Source organism: Ensifer sp. VA4 (assembly GCF_055710065.1).
In genome coordinates this window covers 94,162-112,715 of the sequence record NZ_JBVQPO010000008.1, presented here as the reverse complement: position 1 = coordinate 112,715, position 18,554 = coordinate 94,162, and the positions used below count along the sequence as shown (strand labels likewise).

Here is an 18,554-nt window from a genome sequence, read left to right as displayed (position 1 = left end):
CACAGGCTTATGATGACTGCAAGTGGACCGATCCCGTGACCGGGCGACCGGCGCGTGCGCCGACGGCGTCAACGGTCTGCCCGACCAACGGGCTCTATTCGCGCGGCAGCATGTCCTTCGCCCGCTTCGCCAAACTCTCGCGCTTGGCAGTGCCTTGCTCCTGCTCGTCGCCTGCCAACAGGTTGAGGATGGGCGAAGAGGGGCCTTCGTTCGTCGCCGTCAGCGCGACCATGCCGGCGGCAATTGCCGCAACCTCGTCGCGCAGAGCGTCGTCGTGGGCGGCGGATTTCGAATTGGTCAGGCGTTCCGAAAGCGCGGTGGCGCGGTTGCGCAGATCATCGGCGGCGGCAGAGCCCAGCACCTCGCCGGCCGGCTGATCGGACTGGGAGACGGAACCATTGGCGGCCCGTTCGGCGGCCGGACGGCGTTCCTTTCGCAGCGGGAAGGCGATACCGGCGGCGCGCAGGGCCTTGGCGGCATCGCGCATTTCCTGGTTGGTATCCTTCACCTTGGCCTTCAGCCGTTCGATTTCCCCTGCGCGCCGTTCGAGCGCGCTCTCGCGGTCGGCGCTGGTCGCCATCTCGCGCGCAAGCTTGTCTTCCAGACGGTGCAGCCGCGTTTCGTCGCGCGAGAGGCGCAGCTCCATTTCCTTGGCATGGGTCGTCTCGGCCTTGAGATCGCCGCGCAGGGCTTCGCGCTCATCGCGCAGCGTGGTAATCCGGCTTTTCAGATGCTCGACCTCGGTTTCGCGCGCGGCCAGACTGATCTTGAGATTGTCGATCTCGGCGGCATGCTGAGCGAGCTGGATGCCGAGCTTCTGGATCTCGTCGGATTTTCCGGCGTTGTCGCGCTCGACGCTGTCGAGCGTTGCCTTCATCCGTTCCAGGCGCTGTTCGAGCTGTCGAATGGCGGAGCGCATGTCGGCCGCTTCGACGTTCATGTCGGCAAGCTGCGCATGCAGGTCGGCATTCTCGCCGCTGAGGCGCCGCGCCTCTTGCAAACTCTTCTCGTTGGCCAGCATCAGCGACACGCCCTTGTCGCGCTCGCGTTTCAGGGCCTGCTGCGTGCGCGCGTTTTCAGCGGCATAGGCCGCGCGGGCAGCGTCTTTCTGTGCGCGCACCTCCTGCGGGCTGAGCGGCATGGTGGCCTTCAGTCGATCTTCGGCAAAGCGCACGATGCGGCGGTGGATCGCCGGAGCGACCAGCAGGACGATGATGATCGCCGTCAGAAATCCCAGGGCAAAGAGAAGCGCGAATTGGATCACGAGCTGGCCGTTTCAAATCTGTATCGGAACCGCAGCGCCCGCCGGGCCTCGCGGTCCGGCAGGCGCTGCGTATTTCGCTTCCTTGCACTAAACATGACGTTTCGTGCGCTGCAAGTGTCTGGCGCGGGATTTTGCCCGCGCGACCCGACTACAGCGCCGCGCGTCTATTGAGACGCGCAAAGGTCGCTGTCACACTTTAGATCTGCTGCATAAATTTGTCCTTAAATCGATGCCGATTTAAGGGGTTATGCGGTAGGGCCTCAGAAGGGGTTCCAGGTGGGGGTTTGGGTCATCTTGAGGTAGCCGACATTGATGCCGAGCCGTGCGCCGATGCCGGTGCGGATCGGAACGACGACAATCTGCTCGTCGGTCAGAACCGTCATGCCGACGCCAGCGACGACATAGGCCGAACCGGAGACGCCGCCGAAGCGCTTGTAGAGCGCTGGTACGCTCGGCAGATTGTAGACGAGCATCATGGCGCGGCTGCCCTGACCGCCCCAGTCGATGCCGAGCGAGGGGCCTTGCCAGAAGACGCTGTGCTGGCCGGCGTTCTTGGTATTGAGTTCGCCTTCGCCATAGGTAAGGCCGGCGATGAATGCGCCCGAGCCTTCCTGCCCGAGAATGTAACCGTTCGGCAGGCCGTAGCGCTCGAAGGCGCGCTCGACGACTTTCGCCAAGCCTCCTGACGTTTCGCCGAAGAAACCGTGACCGGCATCGACGATTTCCTGCATCGTATATTGGCTGTTGTTCGCAGATTGTGCATGCGCCGTCGTTTGGGCGGCAGCGGCCAGGAACACCGTGGCCAGGAATACACGGCAGGCCTGCTTGGCTGCCTTCATGATCTGATGCATCGTTTCCTCCGTCAGGCGCGAAAGTTGCTCGCTTGCGGGTTTGCAGTGGCCGCCAGTCAGATCACTGCGCGGCCAGTGAAGGGTCTGGACCATTTCCATGCAATTTGAACCGATGGTCTTAACAATCGGTTTACCAAATGTGGTGTCATTATGATCCACTGATGAACGGCTGCGCCGGGCAGCCCGTGGCTTGCGTCTTTTCGCATGAGGCTTTACCGGCGTCACGATGGCGCGTGCCCCCAAGGGCGGGCGGCGGAACCAACAAGGATACACGATGGCAACGAATCCGAACCTGACATTGACGGGACCCGATCTGGCCGCGCTTCTGTGCAGCCGGGTTTGCCATGACATCATCTCGCCGGTCGGCGCCATCAACAACGGCCTGGAACTCCTGGACGAGGGCGGCGCCGACGCCGATGCGATGGACCTGATCCGGACCAGCGCGCTCAACGCATCGGTCCGCCTGAAGTTCGCCCGCCTCGCCTTCGGCGCATCCGGTTCGGTCGGAGCCTCGATCGACACCGGCGAAGCGGAGAAGGCCGCCAAGGATTTTGCGGCGGCCGAAAAGAAGACCGAGGTCAACTGGCACGGCCCGCGCGCGATCATCGCCAAGAACCGGGTCAAGCTGCTCCTGAACCTCTTCCTCATCGCCTACGGCGCGATCCCGCGCGGCGGTTCGATCGACGTGACGCTGGAGAACCCGGAATTCGACGCCGTCTTCACCCTGGTCGCAAAAGGCCGCATGATGCGCGTGCCGCCGAAGCTGACGGAACTGCTGTCCGGCACACCGGAAGAAGCCGTCGACGCGCATTCGATCCAGCCCTACTACACCGTGCTCCTGGGCGAGGAAGCGGGCATGACGATCGAGGTTGCATCGACCGGTGAGGAGATCATCTTCACCACGCGTGTTGCAGCCTGAGGTTTCATTTTCCGACGGCAATCGTTCCATTCCCGACGTGCAAATACAGGCGATCTCGTGCGCTGGCGCGGGATCGCCGCCCGTACGTTCCGTTTCTCGCACATTGCGTCCGTTTCTGGAAAATTTAATCTTTTCAGATGGTTGATGTAGCGAAGAAAGGCAACGTTAAGCAAACTCCGTAACGAATTCTTTCCCAAATTTGTATAGAGTTGTTTCAAGCCTGCGAGTACGCGTATAGGTAAGTTGCGAAGGGAGTTGGATATGCGGCGCTTGATGATTGCCGACGGCTCGGATGTCGTTCGGAAGGTTGGGAAACGTATCCTGTCCGGCATGGGCTTCATGGTCTACGAAGCGTCGAACAGCCTCGAGGCGCTCGTCCGCTGCGAGGCAGAGCTCCCGAACATCCTGATCATCGATGCCGGCTTGGAAGGCGCGCTCGAGCTCATCGGCAACATCCGGCGGCTTCCGAACGGCCCGTCGGTCCGGATCTATTATTGCGTCGTCGAGGCGGATCTGAAGAAGATGATGGCCGGCAAGCGGGCCGGCGCCGACGACTTCCTGCTGAAGCCTTTCGACCGCAAGATCCTGACCAGCGTTTTCGCCAGCCAGTCGATGGCAGCCTGAAATCGTCCCGCTCGCAAGTAGCCTATGAGATGAAGCCGTGGTTCGTGCCGCGGCTTTTTCGTGTTTGCAGCCGGCCGTCATTCCCATTCGTCCCGATCCCGGCTTCGATGCTGCTGACGGCGACGGCATACAGCGCCTCGCGCTCTCCGAGATTCGCTGCTTGCGCTTCAAGCTTTTGCTTTTTCGTCTGGCGTTACCGCAAGACCGCTGGGCGCTTTTGCGCGGCCTACTCTAGAAACAACAAAACCCGCGCGCGGCGGGTTTTGTGAACTTCCGGGCCCGCATCATGCGGGTCGTGCAGGCCCTTTCTCGGGTATCAGGCAGTTTCGGCGTATTCAGCACCATCCGGCTCGCGCAGCACGTAGCCGCGGCCCCAGACGGTTTCGATGTAGTTGGCGCCGCCGGCGGCGTTTGCGAGCTTCTTGCGCAGCTTGCAGATGAAGACGTCGATGATCTTCAGTTCCGGCTCGTCCATGCCGCCATACAGGTGGTTCAGGAACATTTCCTTGGTCAGCGTCGTGCCCTTGCGCAGCGAAAGCAGCTCGAGCATCTGGTATTCCTTGCCGGTCAGGTGGACGCGCTGTCCGCCCACTTCGACCGTCTTGGCATCCAGGTTGACGATCAGCTCGCCCGTGGAAATGACCGACTGGGCGTGACCCTTGGAGCGGCGGACGATGGCGTGAATACGGGCGACCAGCTCATCCTTGTGGAAGGGCTTGGTCATGTAGTCATCAGCGCCGAAGCCCAGGCCGCGGACCTTGTCCTCGATGCCGGCCATGCCCGAGAGAATCAGGATCGGGGTCTTCACCTTGGAAAGACGCAGCGTTCTCAAGACTTCATAGCCGGACATGTCCGGCAGGTTGAGGTCGAGAAGGATGATGTCGTAGTCATAAAGTTTGCCGAGATCGACGCCTTCTTCACCGAGGTCGGTGGTGTAGACGTTGAAACTCTCGGACTTGAGCATCAGCTCAATGCTCTGAGCCGTTGCGCTATCGTCTTCGATTAGTAGAACCCGCATATTCTTCCCCTTTTCCGCCGCCCAAGGTCGTCGTGGCACCCTTACGCGATACGGATCCAGTCGTTGCCTGATTTGGAGGCTGCCACCAAATGGTTAACAAATTCTGATTCCCTCTGGCAAGGTGTATCGAGATTGTTAAATATTTTTAGCAGTCTCCTGATTTCAAACGTGAATCCAGAACGGCCAATCTCATGTGAAACATGAAGAAATGCCGCTATCTGACTCTTCCGACTCGTTAATGCCGGGGCGGTCACATTTCGTGCCTCAGCATTTACGGAGCCTTAAATCATCGCGCCTATGATTAACGATGCCCGTAAACGAAAGGTTACCAGCGGTAGGCTTTTGTTAATATCGCTGAAGATTTTTCGTTTCCGGCCCGTTCGGGCCGGCTTGCGGGCAAATCAGTAACCGGGGTCTCGTTATCCACGGGAGTATTGCGTATGAAAGCACGTGAGAGCCTTGTCCGCCTGAAGGAGTTTCAGGTTCGCGAGAAGCAGCGTCAGCTGAACCAGCTTCAGATGATGATGGCTGAGTTCGAGCGGATGACCAAGGATCTGGAAAATCAGATTATTTTCGAGGAAAAGAAGTCGGGTATCTCCGATCCCCAGCACTTCGCCTATCCCACCTTCGCCAAGGCCGCACGTCAGAGAGCCGACAATCTTCAGGTTTCCATTCGCGAACTGAAGGCGCAGCAGGATGCTGCCGAGCTCGCGCTCGAAGAAGTGCAGGCTGAATACGCGAAGGCGGCGGCCCTCGAAGAGCGGGACACATCGACCCGCCTGCGGGCATAAGCTGCGGCTCTTGCGCCTCGATCGGGCGCAGCCAAGCCGCAAGGCCTTGATCTGACGGACGATTTGACCCCAGGTCGGTTCCGGTCCGGGGGATTCCGTGCGCTGGTCAGGCAGGTAACCCGTTTCGGGGCAGATATTTCCAGCCTTGTCGGATCATGCCGTTGGCATGACCCGATCCGGCACGATCGTGACAAGACGAAGAGACCCGCCCGACGCTTTGGCATTCGGGCGGGTCTTCTCATTTTGAGATCAGGGAGCTTGTTGAGGTCAGGACAGGCGGCAGGCTCTCAGTCTTGTCTCATCCCTGGATGACATCCTGCCATTCGGGATGCCGCATGGCCTGCGCCTTCATGAAGGGACAGAGCGGGATGATCTTCCAGCCACCCTTGCGCGCCTCGTCGATCGCGTGTTTGGCCAGCGCCTGGCCGACACCCTTGCCGCGCAGCGCGTCCGGAACGAGGGTGTGATTGACGATGATCAATTGCGGCGAGGTGCGCGAATAGGTCATTTCCCCGGTATGTCCCTCGACAACGGTCGAGTAGCGGCCGTGCGATCCAGTTTCCTCGTGCGCAATTTCCATGACAGACTTCCTTGGTGAACCGGTTTCTTTGTGCGGAAGCTAACGCAGAAATCCGGAAACCGGAATCCGTCGATCCACTAGCGCCGATACACACACTGTTCGCGAAACGGCACCAATCCGGCTTTCCGCCTCTGCATGTCTCCTTAAATCGACCTCGATTTAAGGACGAAGACATGCAGAAATCAAAGTTCTACAGCGGCCTTTGCGCGTTTGATAAAACGCGCGGCGCTGTGGAGGCCGAAACGACGGCGGCGGCTCCGGGGAACCCGAAGCCGCCGCTCGACCTATGGCCCTGCAATGGGCGAACTAGTGGCGATACTGCTGGATGCGAGTGGTACGCAGGCCGGCAAGACCATGATCGTTGATCGAGGACTGCCAGGACAGGAATTCTTCGACCGTGAGGGTATAGCGTTCGCACGCCTCCTCAAGGCTCAACAGGCCACCGCGCACGGCGGCAACGACCTCTGCCTTGCGGCGGATCACCCAGCGCCGAGTATTGGCCGGCGGCAGATCCGCAATCGTCAGAGGGCTGCCATCGGGGCCGATGACATATTTTACGCGTGGTCGCATCATTTCGGTCATGGGACTCTCTACACAAACTCAAGACCATATGACCGAGACCTTAGCCTGCCACATTTAACATTTACCTAAGCAGCAAGTAACAATTTGCTCATAATTTGAGACACTTCGGCGGGGCATCTCATCGCCGATTATCGCCGATATTCCCCCATCCATTCATGGGGGGCTTGAGCGCTGTCCTCGCGAATTGCTTTGAGAAGAGCCTGGATTATCCCGGAATTGTCATGGGAGCCATGCAATTACCACATTTCACTTTAACTAAAATTTTTGGTAACGAGGCGCCGAAATAAGGATGAGCGACGTATGTGCTCTCCCGCAATCATTCTTGGTGCATCGTCATAATTTTCACAACCGGACGCGTTGCTTGCGCGGTCAGGCCGGTGGCGACGGCTGTATTTTGTTCGTCGGGTGAAGTTCATGCTTCAGGTGATCTGAGGCGTTTTTGTATTCTCTCGACCGGGCGCGGTGGCGCCTGGGGATGTGGTGATCGCAGATGAAGGAATCGAATGAGCCGGCCTTGCTGCGCGAGGCGGACACGGCGGACATTTTTTCGGACGTCGATACGGCGGCCGTCCGGACCGAGTACGAACTTCTGCACCTCATGCGACGGCTGATCGCCCGCTATGGCTTCGGCCATTTCATGATCGCGCGCATGCCGCTGGCCGAGCAGCAGCGTTTTTCCGAGCGGCTGGTGCTCAGCAATTGGCCGTCGGAGCTCGTTCGCCAGTACGACGCCTGCGAAACCTTCCAGTCGAGCGCGCTCGTCGAGCGGCTGCGCTTTACGAAATTGCCGGTGACCGGCGGGCCGGAGCTCCTCGATATCGCTGCGAAGCCGGTGGACGAGGCCATGGTGCGCCGGCTGCTCGCCCATCCGGAGATGGCCCGCCACTTCGCCGTGCTCCTGCATACGAGCACCGGCGATCCCTTCATTGCCATGCTGTCCGGCCGCCGCGAGGCACCCTTCGGCGTCGAATGCGCCACGCTCTATCTGGCGCTGGTCCAGCTCTTCGAATGCCTGGAGCGCACCTTCGACACCGGCAATTCGGCGCGCGAGAAGCTGTCGAGCCGCGAGGTGGAATGCCTGCGCTGGGCGGCCGCCGGCAAGAGCAGCGACGAGATTGCCATTATCCTTGGCATCTCGACCTATACGGTGAGCAGCTACTTCAAGAGCGCGACCCGTAAGCTCGACGCCGTCAACCGCATGCAGGCGATCGCCCGCGCCATGCGGCTGAAGCTGATCTGACGCTGGCATGGCGCGTCTTAAAGACGCGCGGGGTCGCCGGGGCTGACGGCCGGCCTTGCCGCCGGACGGACAAGTTTCTATATGTCGCGGAACTGAAAGTGCTGCGGCGACCTTTGCGCGTCTCATCGGACGCGCGGCGCCGACTGCATGTTTCCTTTAATCGTAGCCGAGTAAAGGACAAAAACATGCAGCAACTCGAAAGTGCTACAGCGACCTTAGCGCGTCTGATCAGACGCGCGGCGCTGTAGAAGCCGAGCGTGCCGCAAGCCGAGAGTTCCTCGGCTAAGCATCGGATGAAGCGTGAAACAGGGCAGGTGAAGGATTACCGCCCGAAGGCCGGATTGGATCCCGTGAACAGTCTTGATTTTGACCGCAAGCCCGAAGATACGCGTGTCGTCGTCGCCATGTCCGGCGGCGTCGACAGTTCCGTGGTCGCCGGCCTGCTCAAACGCGAGGGCTACGACGTCTTAGGCATCACGCTGCAGCTCTATGATCACGGCGCTGCCGTCCATCGCGCCGGTTCCTGCTGCGCCGGCCAGGACATCGACGACGCGCGCCGCGTCTGCGAAACGCTCGGCATTCCGCATTATGTGCTCGATTACGAGGCGCGCTTCCGCGAAACGGTGATCAATCCCTTTGCCGAAAGCTATATCGCCGGTGAAACGCCGATCCCTTGCGTTGCCTGCAACCAGACGGTCAAGTTTGCCGATCTGCTTGCGACCGCCAAGGAGCTCGGTGCCGATGCGCTGGCGACCGGCCATTACATCCGCTCGCGCCCGAGCCCGAACCCGCGCTATGCCGGGCAGCGGGCGCTCTACCGGCCGACCGATGCGGACCGCGACCAGAGCTATTTCCTCTTCGCGACGACGCAGGAGCAGATCGACTATCTGCGCTTTCCCCTGGGGCATCTCTCCAAGGCCGAGACGCGCAAGCTCGCCGAGGAGATGGGCCTCGTCGTCGCCCAGAAGGCCGACAGCCAGGACATCTGTTTCGTGCCGCAGGGCAAGTACAGCGACATCGTCTCGAAGCTGAAGCCGAATGCAGCGCTTTCCGGCGAGATCGTGCATCTCGACGGCCGCGTGCTCGGCACCCATGAGGGCATCCTGCACTATACGATCGGCCAGCGCCGCGGCATCGGCATTGCGACCGGCGAGCCGCTCTATGTCGTTTATCTCGATGCCCGCTCGCGCCGCGTGATCGTCGGCCCCAAGGAAGCGCTGGAAACGCGCCGCGTCTATCTGCGCGACGTCAACTGGCTTGGCGACGAGGAGCTCGAAGCGGCTGCTGCCCGCGGCTTCGACTGTTTCGCCAAGGTGCGCTCCACCCGCCAGCCGGCCCCGGCTATCCTGGCGATGGACGAGGAGGGCATCTATGTGGAGCTCGCCGAGGGCGAAGCCGGCATCGCGCCCGGCCAGGCCTGCGCGCTCTATTCGGGTGTCGGCGAGGATGCGCGCGTCTATGGCGGCGGATTTATTCGCAAATCCGAACGCGAAGCGGGTGCGGAAGCGGCCTTGAAGGCGCTGCTTTCGGCGCCGGCGGCCGCCTGAAGCCCTTGATTTCCGGGCTGTTGTGAAAACTTCACATTTTCCCGGAGACTTGGCTTGACACTGGCCGGAAGCGCGCCTTATAAGCCGCCCGTCCAGTCAAGACGGCTTCCCCTTCGAAGCCCCGACGCGGTACCCGGCGGAGTAGCTCAGTAGGTTAGAGCAGAGGAATCATAATCCTTGTGTCGGGGGTTCGAATCCCTCCTCCGCTACCATTTCTCCAATTGTTTGATTCGGATACCTGGGCACGTTCCTGCCCGAGAACGCATCGGCTAGCCGTCTTCTCATTCTCAGCACCGACGCAGTTCTGCGATATTCGCCAGGTGAAGCGGAAGCGAGTGGTTCCGCACGGGCAGAGATCAAGCTGTGAGAGCCCCCCGTCAACAGGGGCCCTCACTCAATGGCGTGTCGGCTTCAGCGGCAAAGTCAGCGCCGGCCCGCTCTTGACCCCGAACTGCCTTCTGAACTGCCGTGACGCGCTGCCGTCGAAAAGCGATTGCGGCAGCGGCGCGCCGATGGACCATTTGTATTTGGCTTCCGGATCATTGCTCAGGTCTTGGTGTGTCACCGCGCTCAAGGGCAGCACATATTCCGGCTTGCGCAGGCCTCTCTCGGAATTGCCCAGCCACGTCAGGACGATCAGGATTTCGCCGCCGAGTTCGAGGGCATCTAGTGCCAGCTGTTTCCCGCCGACCGATGCGCGGACCGCCTGTTCGTGGAGCTTGAACGCACTGAGCTTCAGTTCGCTTTGCGGATCCGTCATTTCCGGGGCCTTTCTAAAAAGCATTGTCTGGGTTCGAGCGGGGACGCGCTCGGCAGGCGTTCCCTATCACAATGCAAGCGGCCACCGAAATGGAAGGATTGCTTGTCAGCTCCCGCTCCCGCCGCCGCTTCGAGCGGTGGGCCCAAGCGAAGCGGAATACGCCTCAGCGGTGGATCGACGAGGTGATCGCCGAGTAGTCGGGCAGGGTGATATCGGCGATCTCGGCTGCCCGATATTGGGACAGGGCGAAGTGCATGATGGCGATCACGGTGATCGAGAAGACCAGTACGGTGACGTTGACGCCGAAAGCGGTTCTGATCATGTCCGTTGTCCTCCGAGCCCTGCGTTTGTTGACGTGTGTCGGTAAAACCGTGACATGGAGACTATCGTGTGGCGGCAACTTGGCTGTTCCCCGGGGAACATGAGATATGGTTACCGAAAACTTAACCGGCGTTGCATGAAAGGCGCACTTGCCCAAATGGCTTGCGATCTGCGCGCCCTCGAGTAGGGTGTGCGCCTCGTGCCGCACAGGAATCGTGCCCGGACATCTTCGCACCTGGCGCCTCAAGCACTGCTTCGGCTCGAGCCGGAAGCTTTGCAATCCTCGTCGGCGCCTCGCTTTTTTAAAGTGATTGTTTCATGACCATTTCCATTCGCCCGTCCCGTCCTGACGATTTTCCACGCACCTTCGAGATCTGGCGCAGCGCCGTGGTCGCCACGCATGATTTCCTGACGCAGGAAGACTTTGCCGCTATCGAAACGATGGTCCGAGACCAGTATCTGCTGCCGGGTTCTGGATTGCGGCCGATGAAAACGATGAGGCGCTCGGCTTCATGGGCGTGAGCGGGGCACAGATCGACTCGCTCTTCGTCCACGCCGATGCGCGCGGCAGCGGCGTCGGCCGGCGGCTCGTCGAACACGCGATGACGCTGCATCCGGTGCTGACGGTCGATGTCAACGAGCAGAATGCATCGGGTGCCGGGTTCTATCAGCGCCTGGGTTTCGAGACGGTCGGACGCTCACCCGTCGATGATGCAGGGCGGCCCTATCCGTTGCTGCATCTCAGCCGAGGCTGGGCCGGGCGAACAGGGGCCTGATCATGCCGCCGGTTTGTCGATGGTGACCACGAACACGACGGCAGAGGCCGCAGGCTCAATCGTGACGGCGGCGGATCCTTCAAGGATCGCCGTGTCTCCTGCTGCGAGATCGGCTTGTTCCTCTGCCGCTGCCAGGCGCACCGCGCCGCCGTGGCAAAGGATGAGGGTCGCTTCCGCCGTGCCGTCCACTGTCTGCGGATGGTCGGTCGCCAGGCGTCGAACCGTATGGGCGAGCCTGCCGCGCCTTGTCATGACGTTGAGATCGACGACCGGACCGTCCACCAGCGTCGCTGAGGTCGCGACATCCGCAGGGAAGGGGAGTGGGGCCGTTTCTCCGGTCAACACGATAGGCTCGCGCCCGTCAATCGTGAGTCGCATGCCGTTGCCCTGGAGGATCGAGAGCGTGCGGTCGATCCCGGGGAAGCTCGAGAAAGGGCCGTCGCTGGCGACGGTCGCCATGCTCACGCGCCAGTCGAAATCCGAAAGCGAGGCCTTTTCCGGGAAAACAGCGATCTCCACCGTCTCGCCGCCGCCGTTCTTCCACGGCATGCGTTTGTAGGTGCTGGCGCGCAGGATCTTCATGGCATGCTCTCTTCGATGAGTGCGCGCATGCGCGCGAAGTCGCCGTTCAGCGGCCGGTCGTCGGCATAGGTCGGGATCTTCGCGCGGATGCGCTGGTAGAGGCCGTCGGTACGTGCGGCGCGGCCGCGTGGCTGCAGGTCATAGGCTTGGGCTGCGGCGAGCAGTTCGATCGCCAGGATGGTTTCGAGATTGTCGGCGATCGAGAGCGCCTTCCAGGCGGCCGGCGTCGCGTGGGTGAGGATGTCCTCCTGCAACGCCGAGGTGATGCCGCCGTCGAGGCTTGCGGGGGCGGCGAGGCGCCGGTTTTCGGCGGCAAGCGACGCAGCCGTGTACTGCGCGATCATGAAGCCGGAGGAGACGCCGCTGTCGCCGGCGAGAAAGGCCGGCAGGCCGCTCACCAGCGGGTTGACGAGCCGGTCGATGCGGCGCTCCGAGATGGCGGCGACCTCGGCGATGGCGACCGCCAGGCTGTCCATGGCAAGGCCAAGGGCAGCACCCACCGCATGGGCCTGCGAGTGCACTTCCGGCGCCTCGGGCGTGCCGGAGACGGCCGGGTTGTCGGTGAGGCTTGCGAGTTCGCGGTCGATGACTTCGGCGACCTGGGCCAGGGCATCGCGCGCAGCACCGTGGACGTGCGGCACGGCGCGAAGGCTCAGGGGATCCTGTGTTCGCGTGCCGGCGGTCTCGGCCAGCATCGGGCTACCGGCGAGGTAGGCGCGGAGCGATGCCCCGACCGCTTCGAGCCCCTTCGAGCGGCGAAGCGCCAGCGGGACGGCGGCGAAGGCATTGGCCTGGCTGCCGAGGTTTTCATAGGTCATGGCGGCGGCCGCGTCCGCCCAGTCGAAGAGGCGGGCAGCGCGCCAGAGCGCCAGGGCCGCAAGTCCCGTGGCGCAGGGCGTACCATTGACGAGGCTCAGGCCCTCCTTGGCCTCGAGCCGCAGCGGCTTCAGCCCGATCCGAGCAAGCGCCTCGACGCCGCCGATCTTGGCCTCGCCGTCATCGACGGTTCCGTGGCCGATCAGCACGAGGCCGATCGCGGCCGCGTGGGTCAGATAGCCGACCGAGCCGCGCGACGGGATGTCCGGGACGAGATCGGCGTTGAGGAGCGCAAGCAGCGCCTCGACCGTCTCGATGCGCACACCGGAATAGCCGTGGGCGAAGTTGGCGATCTGCGCCGCCATCACCGCGCGAGCCTCGGCGCGGGCGAGCGGCTCGCCGACGCCGCAGGCATGGCTGAGGATGATGTTGCGCGACAGTGCCTGCTGGTTCTCGCGATCGATGACGACGTCGCAGAGCGCGCCGACGCCGGTGTTGATGCCGTAGCCGCGGACGCTGCGCTCGACCAGCGCGTCGACGATCCGGCGGGCATGGACGATGCGCTGCCGTGCGGCATCGGAAAGAGCGAGCGGGGCGCCATTGGCGACCGCCGCGATTTGCCGCCACGTCAGCGGCGCATCGAGGATTATGCTCTCAGCGCTTCTACTTTCACTCATGGGCTTCCGGTCGTCCCTGTCGGCGTTGCACGAACCGGGCGACGTAATCGTTGGCCGGCCGCTCCAGAATATCGTCCGGCGTGCCGACCTGCACCACCTGACCGTCCTTGAGGATGGCGATTTCCGAACCGATGCGCAGCGCCTCGTCGAGATCGTGGGTGATGAAGACGATGGTTTTCGCGAGATTCTGCTGCAGTTGCAGCAACTGGTCCTGCATGTCGGCGCGGATCAGTGGGTCGAGCGCCGAAAAGGCCTCGTCCATCAGGATCACGTCGGTATCGGCGGCGAGCGCACGGGCAAGCCCAACGCGCTGCTTCATGCCGCCGGAGAGCTGGTGCGGGAACTTGGCGTCGTAGCCGGCAAGGCCGACGGTCTCGATCCACTTCATGCCGATCTCGCGGGCTTCGGCCTTGGGCAAGCCGCGCACGCGCTGGCCGTAGACGACGTTCTGCAGCACGGTTCGGTGCGGCATCAAGGCGAAGCTCTGGAACACCATGCTGACGCGGTGCATGCGGAAGGTGCGCAGCGCCTTGGCATCGAGGTCCAAGATGTTGTTGCCGTCGAACGCTACTTCGCCGCTGGTCGGCTCGATGAGCCGGTTGATGTGGCGCACCAGCGTCGATTTGCCGGAGCCGGAAAGCCCCATGATCACGAAGATCTTGCCGGCACCGATCGTCAGGCTGACATTGTTGAGGCCGACGCTGCAGCCGGAGCGGGCGAGGATTTCGGACTTGTTGAGCCCTTCCTTGGCCATGGCGAGCGCGGCCTTCGCGTCCTGTCCAAAGATCTTGTAGACGTTGCGGATCTCGATATCAGCCATTGCGCGGATCCTCCGTCTGGCTCTTGCCGAAGCCTTGTGTGATGCGGTCGAGAACGATCGCGAGAATGACGATGCCGATGCCGGCTTCGAGCCCCTTGCCGACGTCGAGCGTCTGGATGCCGTTCAGCACCTGCTCGCCGAGGCCGCGGGCGCCGATCATCGAGGCGACGACCACCATCGACAGCGCCATCATGATCGTCTGGTTGAGGCCGGCCATGATCGTCGGCGTGGCGAGCGGCAGCTCGACGCCGAAGAGGATCTGGTTGGGGCTGCCGCCGAAGGCGGTCGCCGCTTCCACCACCTCATGGTCGACCTGGCGGATGCCGAGATCGGTGAGGCGGATCAAGGGCGGCACCGCGTAGATGATGGTCGCCAGGATCGCCGGCACCTTGCCGAGGCCGAAGAGCATCAACGCCGGGATCAGGTAGACGAAGCTCGGCATCGTCTGCATGACGTCGAGCACCGGCAGGGTGATGTTGCGCACCATCCGGCTCTTGGCGACAAGAATGCCCATCGGCACGCCGATGACGACCGAGACGATCGTTGCCATCAGCATCAGCGCCAGCGTCTGCATCGTCAGGTCCCAGAGGCCGAGCACGCCGACGAAGAACAGGAGAACGCCGACGACGACCGTCAGACCCCAGCGCTTGGAGCTCTGCCAGGCAAGCGCCATGAAGATGAGGATGACGACCCACCAGGGCAGGCCGCGCAGGATCCATTCGATGAACAGAACGGCTTTCAGGATGACGCCGCTGATCGCCTTGAAGACCCAGCCATAGCCGCTGACCAGCGCCTGGATGAAATCGTTCACCGGCCCGCGAATGGAGAGATTGAGAGTATCCGGAAACATCGGACGGTTCCTTGCTCGGACCGACGGGCGCAGAAAGGCGGCCGACGGCGCTTGCCTCGGGTATTGTGGCCAGTCGCCGGCCCGGGCTCACGCGTCGCGTTGAAAGCGGCGAGGGGCCCGAGCCGGCGATGAGGGGCGATTACTTCAGGCTGGCTTCGATCTTGCCGCGGGCTTCATCGGAAACCCACTTTCCCCAGACGTCGGCCTTGGTCTTCAGGAACTCGGCGGCGGCCGCCGTCGCGTCGACCTTGTTGTCGGCCATGTTGGCGAGGCTGCCGTTGACGGCGTCGAGCGGGAAAGTCGCCTTTTCGAGGATCGCGACGATCTCGGGCGCTTCCTGGGCAAAAGTGCTGTTGACGCCGTAGGAGACGTCCACCGACGGGAAGGCGCAGCCCTGGTCACGCTTGCCGTTGGCGCTCGAAAGCTCCTTCCAGCAGGCTTCGTTGTAGGCCGGTTCTTCGAGCTGGACGAGCTTGAACTTGCCCATGATCGCGGTCGGCGACCAGTAGTAGAAGAGGATCGGCTCGCCCTGGAGATAGGCCGAGGTGATGGCGGAATCGAGCGCGGTGCCGGTGCCCGGGCGGAAGTTCACATAGGTCTCGCCCAGCTTGTAGGCTTCGAGCTTGGCGGAGCTCACGCCCTCGCAGGTCCAACCCGACGGGCAATTGAGGAAGCGGCCCTTGGACGGTTCTTCCGGATCGGCGAAAAGCTCGACGATCTTCGGATCGGAAAGCTGCGACACGCTCTTCAGGTCCGGTGCCTTGGCTTCGAGATTGCGGGAGGCGTCACCCTTGATCACGTATTCCGGCACGAACCAGCCTTCGCTGGCGCCGACGAAGGTCTTGCCGATGGCGACGACCTTCTTTTCCTCGACGGCCTTGTTCCAGACGTCGGAGCGGCCAAGCCATTCCTCGGCGAAGATCTGCACGTCGTTGTTGGCCGTCGCCTGCTCCAGCGTCACGGAGTTGCCGGGGATCGAATCCACCTGGCAGTCGTAGCCCTTGGAAAGGATGGTCTTCATCACTTCGGTGATGAAGGCGCCGCTTTCCCAGTCGATGCCGGCGAAGGTGACGGTCTTGCCGTCGCCGCAATAGGAGGCGCTGGCGCTGCCGGTGGAGGCCGCAAGCACGAGGCCGGTGGCGGCAAGCGTGAGTTTCAGTTTGTTGATCGACATTAAGCTGTTCCCTTTTTTGATTTTGGCTTCGATGACTATTTCAGTTTCATCAGCACCCGCGCGAAGGCGCGGTCGATATCGTCCTCGCGGTCGTGGCGTCCGTTGCGGATCTTCCACTCGCCCGCGACCATGACGTCGCGGACGCTCTCGCCGCCAAGCGCAAAGAGCCAGCGGTCGAGGATCTGGTTGTCGCTGGCGGCGGCGATATAGGGGTTGCTGCCGTCGAGCACGACGAAATCGGCGCGGGCACCGACGGCGATGCCGGCCGTCTTCTGGCCGGCAGCCTGGGCGCCGCCTCTAAGTGCGGCGTCGAAGATGGTCCGGCCGATCGAGGCGCCCGGGCCCGTCGCGAGCCGATTGCGGCGACGATCGCGCAGGCGCTGACCGTATTCGAGCAGGCGCAGTTCCTCGGCGACGCTGGTCGCCACATGGCTGTCGGTGCCGACGCCGAAGATGCCGCCCTCGGCCATGAAGTCGACCGCCGGGAAGATGCCGTCGCCGAGATTGGCTTCGGTGGCAGGGCAGAGGCCGGCGACTGCGCCCGAACGCGCCAGGCGCTGGCGTTCGGTTTCCGTGAGATGGGTCGCGTGGATGGCGCACCAGCGCTGATCAACCGGCATCTCATCGAGCAGCCATTCGACCGGGCGGCGGCCGCTCCAGGCGAGGCTATCGTCGACTTCCTTGGTCTGCTCGGCGACATGGATATGGATCGGGCCGGAAACGGCCGCCGCATCGAGGATGATGCGCATTTCCTCGGGCGTTGCCGCGCGCAGCGAATGGATGGCGTAGCCGAGCATGTTGCCGGCTTCGCGGCAGAGCGGCTCAAGGCGCTGGAGTAGGGCCAAGAAACGATCGGGATCATGCAGGAAGGGTCGCTGACCGGGGTTCGGCGCGACTCCCCCGAAATTGGCGTGCGCATAGAACACCGGCAGATGCGTGAGGCCGATACCGGTGGTGCGGGCGGCGGCGAGAATGCGCAGCGACATTTCCGCCGGATCGGCATAGGGAGTGCCATCGGCCTGATGGTGCAGGTAATGGAATTCGGCAACATGGCCGAAACCGCCCTTCAGCATCTCCATGTAGAGCTTTGCGGCGATCGCCTCGACATCGTCGGGGTTTACCAGCCCGACGGTGCGATACATTTCCTCGCGCCAGGTCCAGAAGCTGTCGTCGCCGCTGCCGGCGACCTCGGCAAGGCCGGCCATGGCACGCTGGAAGGCGTGGGAATGAAGGTTGGCGATTGCCGGGATCAGCGGGCCAGCCGCACGCGCGTCGCCATTGGCGGCGGCGCTGCCGGTTTCGATCGCTGCAATGTGACCCGACGCGTCGAGCGAGATCGCGACGTTCTGGGCCCAGCCGCCGGGCAGGAGCGCCCGTTCTGCAAAGATCCGGTTGACGGGAAAAGTGGCCATGTGCATTTTCCTGTACGTAGTTGTATATGGAACTATAGATATTTTACGCTGGCGCGCAAGCGTGAAATGAACGAAAAGATTCGTGAGCGAATGCGCATGATTTGTTCGGCATTCTGGAAAGGCGGGGCGTGAGTTGATGACGGCACTCAAAAAACGGAACGAAATGGCCGCCTTCGAAGACGGGCCGGTGCCGCGCTACGAGGCGGTCAAGCAGTTCATCCGCAGCCGTATCGAGAGCGGCGAGTGGCCGGCGCATCACCGCATCCCCTCGGAAAACGAGATCGTCGCCGACCTCGGCGTCAGCCGCATGACCGCCAACCGGGCGCTCAGGGAACTCGCGACCGAAGGCGCGATCACGCGGGTGCAGGGCGTCGGCTCCTTCGTCGCCGCGCACAAGGGCAGCACCGCCCTCTTGGAAGTCCGCAACATCGCCGATGAAATCCATGAACGCGGCCACATCCACACGTCGCTGATGACGCTTCTGCAGGAAGAGGTGGCGACGCCCGAAATCGGTTACGCGCTCGGACTTGCAACCGGCGCCCGTGTCTTTCATTCGATCATGGTGCATTCGGAAAACGGCCTGCCGATCCAGATCGAGGACCGTTTCGTCAATCCGGCGGTCTGCTCGCGTTATCTGGAGCAGGATTTCCAGGCGATGACGCCGAATGCCTATCTCACTGCAGTCGCGCCGATCACCCGCACCGAACAGATCGTCGAGGCTGTGTCGCCGCAGCCTTGGGAATGCAAGCTGCTCGGCATCGACCGCAACGAACCCTGCCTGATGATCCGCCGCCGCACCTGGTCGGAGACGGCCAATGTGACGACGGCACGGCTGCTCTATCCCGGCACCCGCTATCGCCTCGAAGGCATGTCGCAATAGATCGGGATGGATGCTTCGGCAGAAAACCGCACATCTTTTCCTCATCCCGCTCTAATCTCGACACTATTCC

Annotated in this window: 21 protein-coding genes and 1 tRNA gene; 9 read left to right on the top strand and 13 right to left on the bottom strand. The window is 62.5% G+C overall.

The genetic code is table 11. The features are described from left to right. Nucleotides 1-94 precede the first annotated feature (94 nt). Together AC0C6X_RS15600 and AC0C6X_RS15595 are read right to left on the bottom strand one after the other, a co-directional pair. The gene (locus AC0C6X_RS15600) at nucleotides 95-1,264 is read right to left on the bottom strand and encodes a hypothetical protein (RefSeq protein ID WP_472953906.1); all 1,170 of its coding nucleotides are present in this window, start codon (nucleotides 1,262-1,264) and stop codon (nucleotides 95-97) included. A 260-nt stretch (nucleotides 1,265-1,524) separates the two neighbouring features. Beyond that, entirely contained in the window at nucleotides 1,525-2,115 is a 591-nt protein-coding gene (locus AC0C6X_RS15595) for a DUF1134 domain-containing protein (protein WP_472953904.1), read from the bottom strand. Between the two features lie 274 nt (nucleotides 2,116-2,389). Here AC0C6X_RS15595 and chpT point away from each other — a divergent pair, with 274 nt between their 5' ends. Further along, nucleotides 2,390-3,034 (top strand): histidine phosphotransferase ChpT, encoded by a 645-nt coding sequence (chpT, locus tag AC0C6X_RS15590; protein WP_173520474.1) that lies wholly within the window; start codon nucleotides 2,390-2,392, stop codon nucleotides 3,032-3,034. A gap of 261 nt (nucleotides 3,035-3,295) precedes the next feature. Next, entirely contained in the window at nucleotides 3,296-3,658 is a 363-nt protein-coding gene (locus tag AC0C6X_RS15585) for a response regulator (RefSeq protein WP_034806707.1), read from the top strand. Nucleotides 3,659-3,974: 316 nt separating this feature from the next. Here AC0C6X_RS15585 and ctrA read toward each other — a convergent pair whose 3' ends face one another. After that, entirely contained in the window at nucleotides 3,975-4,676 is a 702-nt protein-coding gene (ctrA, locus tag AC0C6X_RS15580; protein ID WP_025424706.1) for a response regulator transcription factor CtrA, read from the bottom strand. Nucleotides 4,677-5,116: 440 nt separating this feature from the next. Between ctrA and AC0C6X_RS15575 the strand changes: the two genes are divergently transcribed. Beyond that, nucleotides 5,117-5,467 carry a flagellar export protein FliJ gene (locus AC0C6X_RS15575; protein WP_057254717.1) on the top strand — a complete coding sequence of 117 codons (351 nt, stop codon included), beginning with the start codon at nucleotides 5,117-5,119 and terminating at the stop codon, nucleotides 5,465-5,467. A 298-nt stretch (nucleotides 5,468-5,765) separates the two neighbouring features. Here the strand turns inward: AC0C6X_RS15575 and AC0C6X_RS15570 are convergent, their stop codons facing one another. Both AC0C6X_RS15570 and sciP read right to left on the bottom strand, forming a co-directional pair. Next, a complete protein-coding gene (locus AC0C6X_RS15570) occupies nucleotides 5,766-6,047 on the bottom strand; it encodes a GNAT family N-acetyltransferase (RefSeq protein WP_472953901.1) in 282 nt (93 codons plus the stop codon). 306 nt (nucleotides 6,048-6,353) lie between these two features. Beyond that, nucleotides 6,354-6,629, bottom strand: a complete 276-nt coding sequence (gene sciP / locus AC0C6X_RS15565) for a CtrA inhibitor SciP (RefSeq protein WP_003527546.1) — start codon at nucleotides 6,627-6,629, stop codon at nucleotides 6,354-6,356. Between the two features lie 490 nt (nucleotides 6,630-7,119). On the opposite strand from sciP, the gene AC0C6X_RS15560 reads away from it, so the two are divergent. The 3 genes from AC0C6X_RS15560 to AC0C6X_RS15550 all read left to right on the top strand — a co-directional run bounded on the left by AC0C6X_RS15560 (nucleotide 7,120) and on the right by AC0C6X_RS15550 (nucleotide 9,628). Then, a complete protein-coding gene (locus tag AC0C6X_RS15560) occupies nucleotides 7,120-7,869 on the top strand; it encodes a helix-turn-helix transcriptional regulator (protein ID WP_173520476.1) in 750 nt (249 codons plus the stop codon). Nucleotides 7,870-8,162: 293 nt separating this feature from the next. After that, nucleotides 8,163-9,416 carry a tRNA 2-thiouridine(34) synthase MnmA gene (gene mnmA / locus AC0C6X_RS15555; RefSeq protein WP_173520477.1) on the top strand — a complete coding sequence of 418 codons (1,254 nt, stop codon included), beginning with the start codon at nucleotides 8,163-8,165 and terminating at the stop codon, nucleotides 9,414-9,416. 135 nt (nucleotides 9,417-9,551) lie between these two features. After that, nucleotides 9,552-9,628 (top strand) — tRNA-Met (locus AC0C6X_RS15550). 182 nt (nucleotides 9,629-9,810) lie between these two features. Here AC0C6X_RS15550 and AC0C6X_RS15545 read toward each other — a convergent pair. Then, nucleotides 9,811-10,176 (bottom strand): hypothetical protein, encoded by a 366-nt coding sequence (locus AC0C6X_RS15545; protein WP_173520497.1) that lies wholly within the window; start codon nucleotides 10,174-10,176, stop codon nucleotides 9,811-9,813. Nucleotides 10,177-10,339: 163 nt separating this feature from the next. Then, nucleotides 10,340-10,498: a hypothetical protein gene (locus AC0C6X_RS15540; RefSeq protein ID WP_173520498.1), complete on the bottom strand. Its 159-nt coding sequence runs from the start codon at nucleotides 10,496-10,498 to the stop codon at nucleotides 10,340-10,342. Between the two features lie 317 nt (nucleotides 10,499-10,815). On the opposite strand from AC0C6X_RS15540, the gene AC0C6X_RS15535 reads away from it, so the two are divergent. Further along, nucleotides 10,816-11,019 (top strand): GNAT family protein, encoded by a 204-nt coding sequence (locus tag AC0C6X_RS15535; RefSeq protein ID WP_246304738.1) that lies wholly within the window; start codon nucleotides 10,816-10,818, stop codon nucleotides 11,017-11,019. Then, the gene (locus AC0C6X_RS15530) at nucleotides 11,010-11,273 is read left to right on the top strand and encodes a GNAT family N-acetyltransferase (RefSeq protein ID WP_246304739.1); all 264 of its coding nucleotides are present in this window, start codon (nucleotides 11,010-11,012) and stop codon (nucleotides 11,271-11,273) included. The genes AC0C6X_RS15535 and AC0C6X_RS15530 overlap by 10 nt, the downstream gene beginning before the upstream one ends. Here the strand turns inward: AC0C6X_RS15530 and AC0C6X_RS15525 are convergent, their stop codons facing one another. The 6 genes from AC0C6X_RS15525 to hutF form a co-directional block, all read right to left on the bottom strand. Beyond that, on the bottom strand, nucleotides 11,274-11,855 hold the full coding sequence (locus AC0C6X_RS15525) for a HutD/Ves family protein (protein ID WP_472953891.1): 582 nt from the start codon (nucleotides 11,853-11,855) through the stop codon (nucleotides 11,274-11,276). Further along, nucleotides 11,852-13,348, bottom strand: a complete 1,497-nt coding sequence (locus AC0C6X_RS15520; RefSeq protein ID WP_472953890.1) for an HAL/PAL/TAL family ammonia-lyase — start codon at nucleotides 13,346-13,348, stop codon at nucleotides 11,852-11,854. The genes AC0C6X_RS15525 and AC0C6X_RS15520 overlap by 4 nt, the downstream gene beginning before the upstream one ends. Next, a complete protein-coding gene (locus tag AC0C6X_RS15515) occupies nucleotides 13,341-14,168 on the bottom strand; it encodes a quaternary amine ABC transporter ATP-binding protein (RefSeq protein WP_173520501.1) in 828 nt (275 codons plus the stop codon). Before AC0C6X_RS15515 ends, AC0C6X_RS15520 begins: the two co-directional genes overlap by 8 nt. After that, nucleotides 14,161-15,018, bottom strand: a complete 858-nt coding sequence (locus tag AC0C6X_RS15510) for an ABC transporter permease (protein ID WP_173520502.1) — start codon at nucleotides 15,016-15,018, stop codon at nucleotides 14,161-14,163. The genes AC0C6X_RS15515 and AC0C6X_RS15510 overlap by 8 nt, the downstream gene beginning before the upstream one ends. 139 nt (nucleotides 15,019-15,157) lie before the next feature. Continuing rightward, nucleotides 15,158-16,192, bottom strand: coding sequence for an ABC transporter substrate-binding protein (locus AC0C6X_RS15505; protein WP_472953887.1), 1,035 nt, complete (start codon nucleotides 16,190-16,192; stop codon nucleotides 15,158-15,160). Between the two features lie 35 nt (nucleotides 16,193-16,227). After that, nucleotides 16,228-17,604 (bottom strand): formimidoylglutamate deiminase, encoded by a 1,377-nt coding sequence (hutF, locus tag AC0C6X_RS15500; RefSeq protein WP_472953885.1) that lies wholly within the window; start codon nucleotides 17,602-17,604, stop codon nucleotides 16,228-16,230. A gap of 136 nt (nucleotides 17,605-17,740) precedes the next feature. Here hutF and hutC point away from each other — a divergent pair, with 136 nt between their 5' ends. After that, nucleotides 17,741-18,484, top strand: coding sequence for a histidine utilization repressor (gene hutC / locus AC0C6X_RS15495; protein WP_472953883.1), 744 nt, complete (start codon nucleotides 17,741-17,743; stop codon nucleotides 18,482-18,484). The last annotated feature ends 70 nt before the right edge of the window (nucleotides 18,485-18,554 follow it).

Excerpts from the sequence above, each read along its gene's own strand:
- AC0C6X_RS15595 (WP_472953904.1), bottom strand. The coding sequence starts at position 2,115 with ATGCATCAGATCATGAAGGCAGCCAAGCAGGCCTGCCGTGTATTCCTG.
- chpT (WP_173520474.1), top strand. The coding sequence starts at position 2,390 with ATGGCAACGAATCCGAACCTGACATTGACGGGACCCGATCTGGCCGCG.
- AC0C6X_RS15585 (WP_034806707.1), top strand. The coding sequence starts at position 3,296 with ATGCGGCGCTTGATGATTGCCGACGGCTCGGATGTCGTTCGGAAGGTT.
- ctrA (WP_025424706.1), bottom strand. The coding sequence starts at position 4,676 with ATGCGGGTTCTACTAATCGAAGACGATAGCGCAACGGCTCAGAGCATT.
- AC0C6X_RS15575 (WP_057254717.1), top strand. The coding sequence starts at position 5,117 with ATGAAAGCACGTGAGAGCCTTGTCCGCCTGAAGGAGTTTCAGGTTCGC.
- AC0C6X_RS15570 (WP_472953901.1), bottom strand. The coding sequence starts at position 6,047 with ATGGAAATTGCGCACGAGGAAACTGGATCGCACGGCCGCTACTCGACC.
- sciP (WP_003527546.1), bottom strand. The coding sequence starts at position 6,629 with ATGACCGAAATGATGCGACCACGCGTAAAATATGTCATCGGCCCCGAT.
- AC0C6X_RS15560 (WP_173520476.1), top strand. The coding sequence starts at position 7,120 with ATGAAGGAATCGAATGAGCCGGCCTTGCTGCGCGAGGCGGACACGGCG.
- mnmA (WP_173520477.1), top strand. The coding sequence starts at position 8,163 with ATGAAGCGTGAAACAGGGCAGGTGAAGGATTACCGCCCGAAGGCCGGA.
- AC0C6X_RS15545 (WP_173520497.1), bottom strand. The coding sequence starts at position 10,176 with ATGACGGATCCGCAAAGCGAACTGAAGCTCAGTGCGTTCAAGCTCCAC.
- AC0C6X_RS15540 (WP_173520498.1), bottom strand. The coding sequence starts at position 10,498 with ATGATCAGAACCGCTTTCGGCGTCAACGTCACCGTACTGGTCTTCTCG.
- AC0C6X_RS15535 (WP_246304738.1), top strand. The coding sequence starts at position 10,816 with ATGACCATTTCCATTCGCCCGTCCCGTCCTGACGATTTTCCACGCACC.
- AC0C6X_RS15530 (WP_246304739.1), top strand. The coding sequence starts at position 11,010 with ATGGGCGTGAGCGGGGCACAGATCGACTCGCTCTTCGTCCACGCCGAT.
- AC0C6X_RS15525 (WP_472953891.1), bottom strand. The coding sequence starts at position 11,855 with ATGAAGATCCTGCGCGCCAGCACCTACAAACGCATGCCGTGGAAGAAC.
- AC0C6X_RS15520 (WP_472953890.1), bottom strand. The coding sequence starts at position 13,348 with ATGAGTGAAAGTAGAAGCGCTGAGAGCATAATCCTCGATGCGCCGCTG.
- AC0C6X_RS15515 (WP_173520501.1), bottom strand. The coding sequence starts at position 14,168 with ATGGCTGATATCGAGATCCGCAACGTCTACAAGATCTTTGGACAGGAC.
- AC0C6X_RS15510 (WP_173520502.1), bottom strand. The coding sequence starts at position 15,018 with ATGTTTCCGGATACTCTCAATCTCTCCATTCGCGGGCCGGTGAACGAT.
- AC0C6X_RS15505 (WP_472953887.1), bottom strand. The coding sequence starts at position 16,192 with ATGTCGATCAACAAACTGAAACTCACGCTTGCCGCCACCGGCCTCGTG.
- hutF (WP_472953885.1), bottom strand. The coding sequence starts at position 17,604 with ATGGCCACTTTTCCCGTCAACCGGATCTTTGCAGAACGGGCGCTCCTG.
- hutC (WP_472953883.1), top strand. The coding sequence starts at position 17,741 with ATGACGGCACTCAAAAAACGGAACGAAATGGCCGCCTTCGAAGACGGG.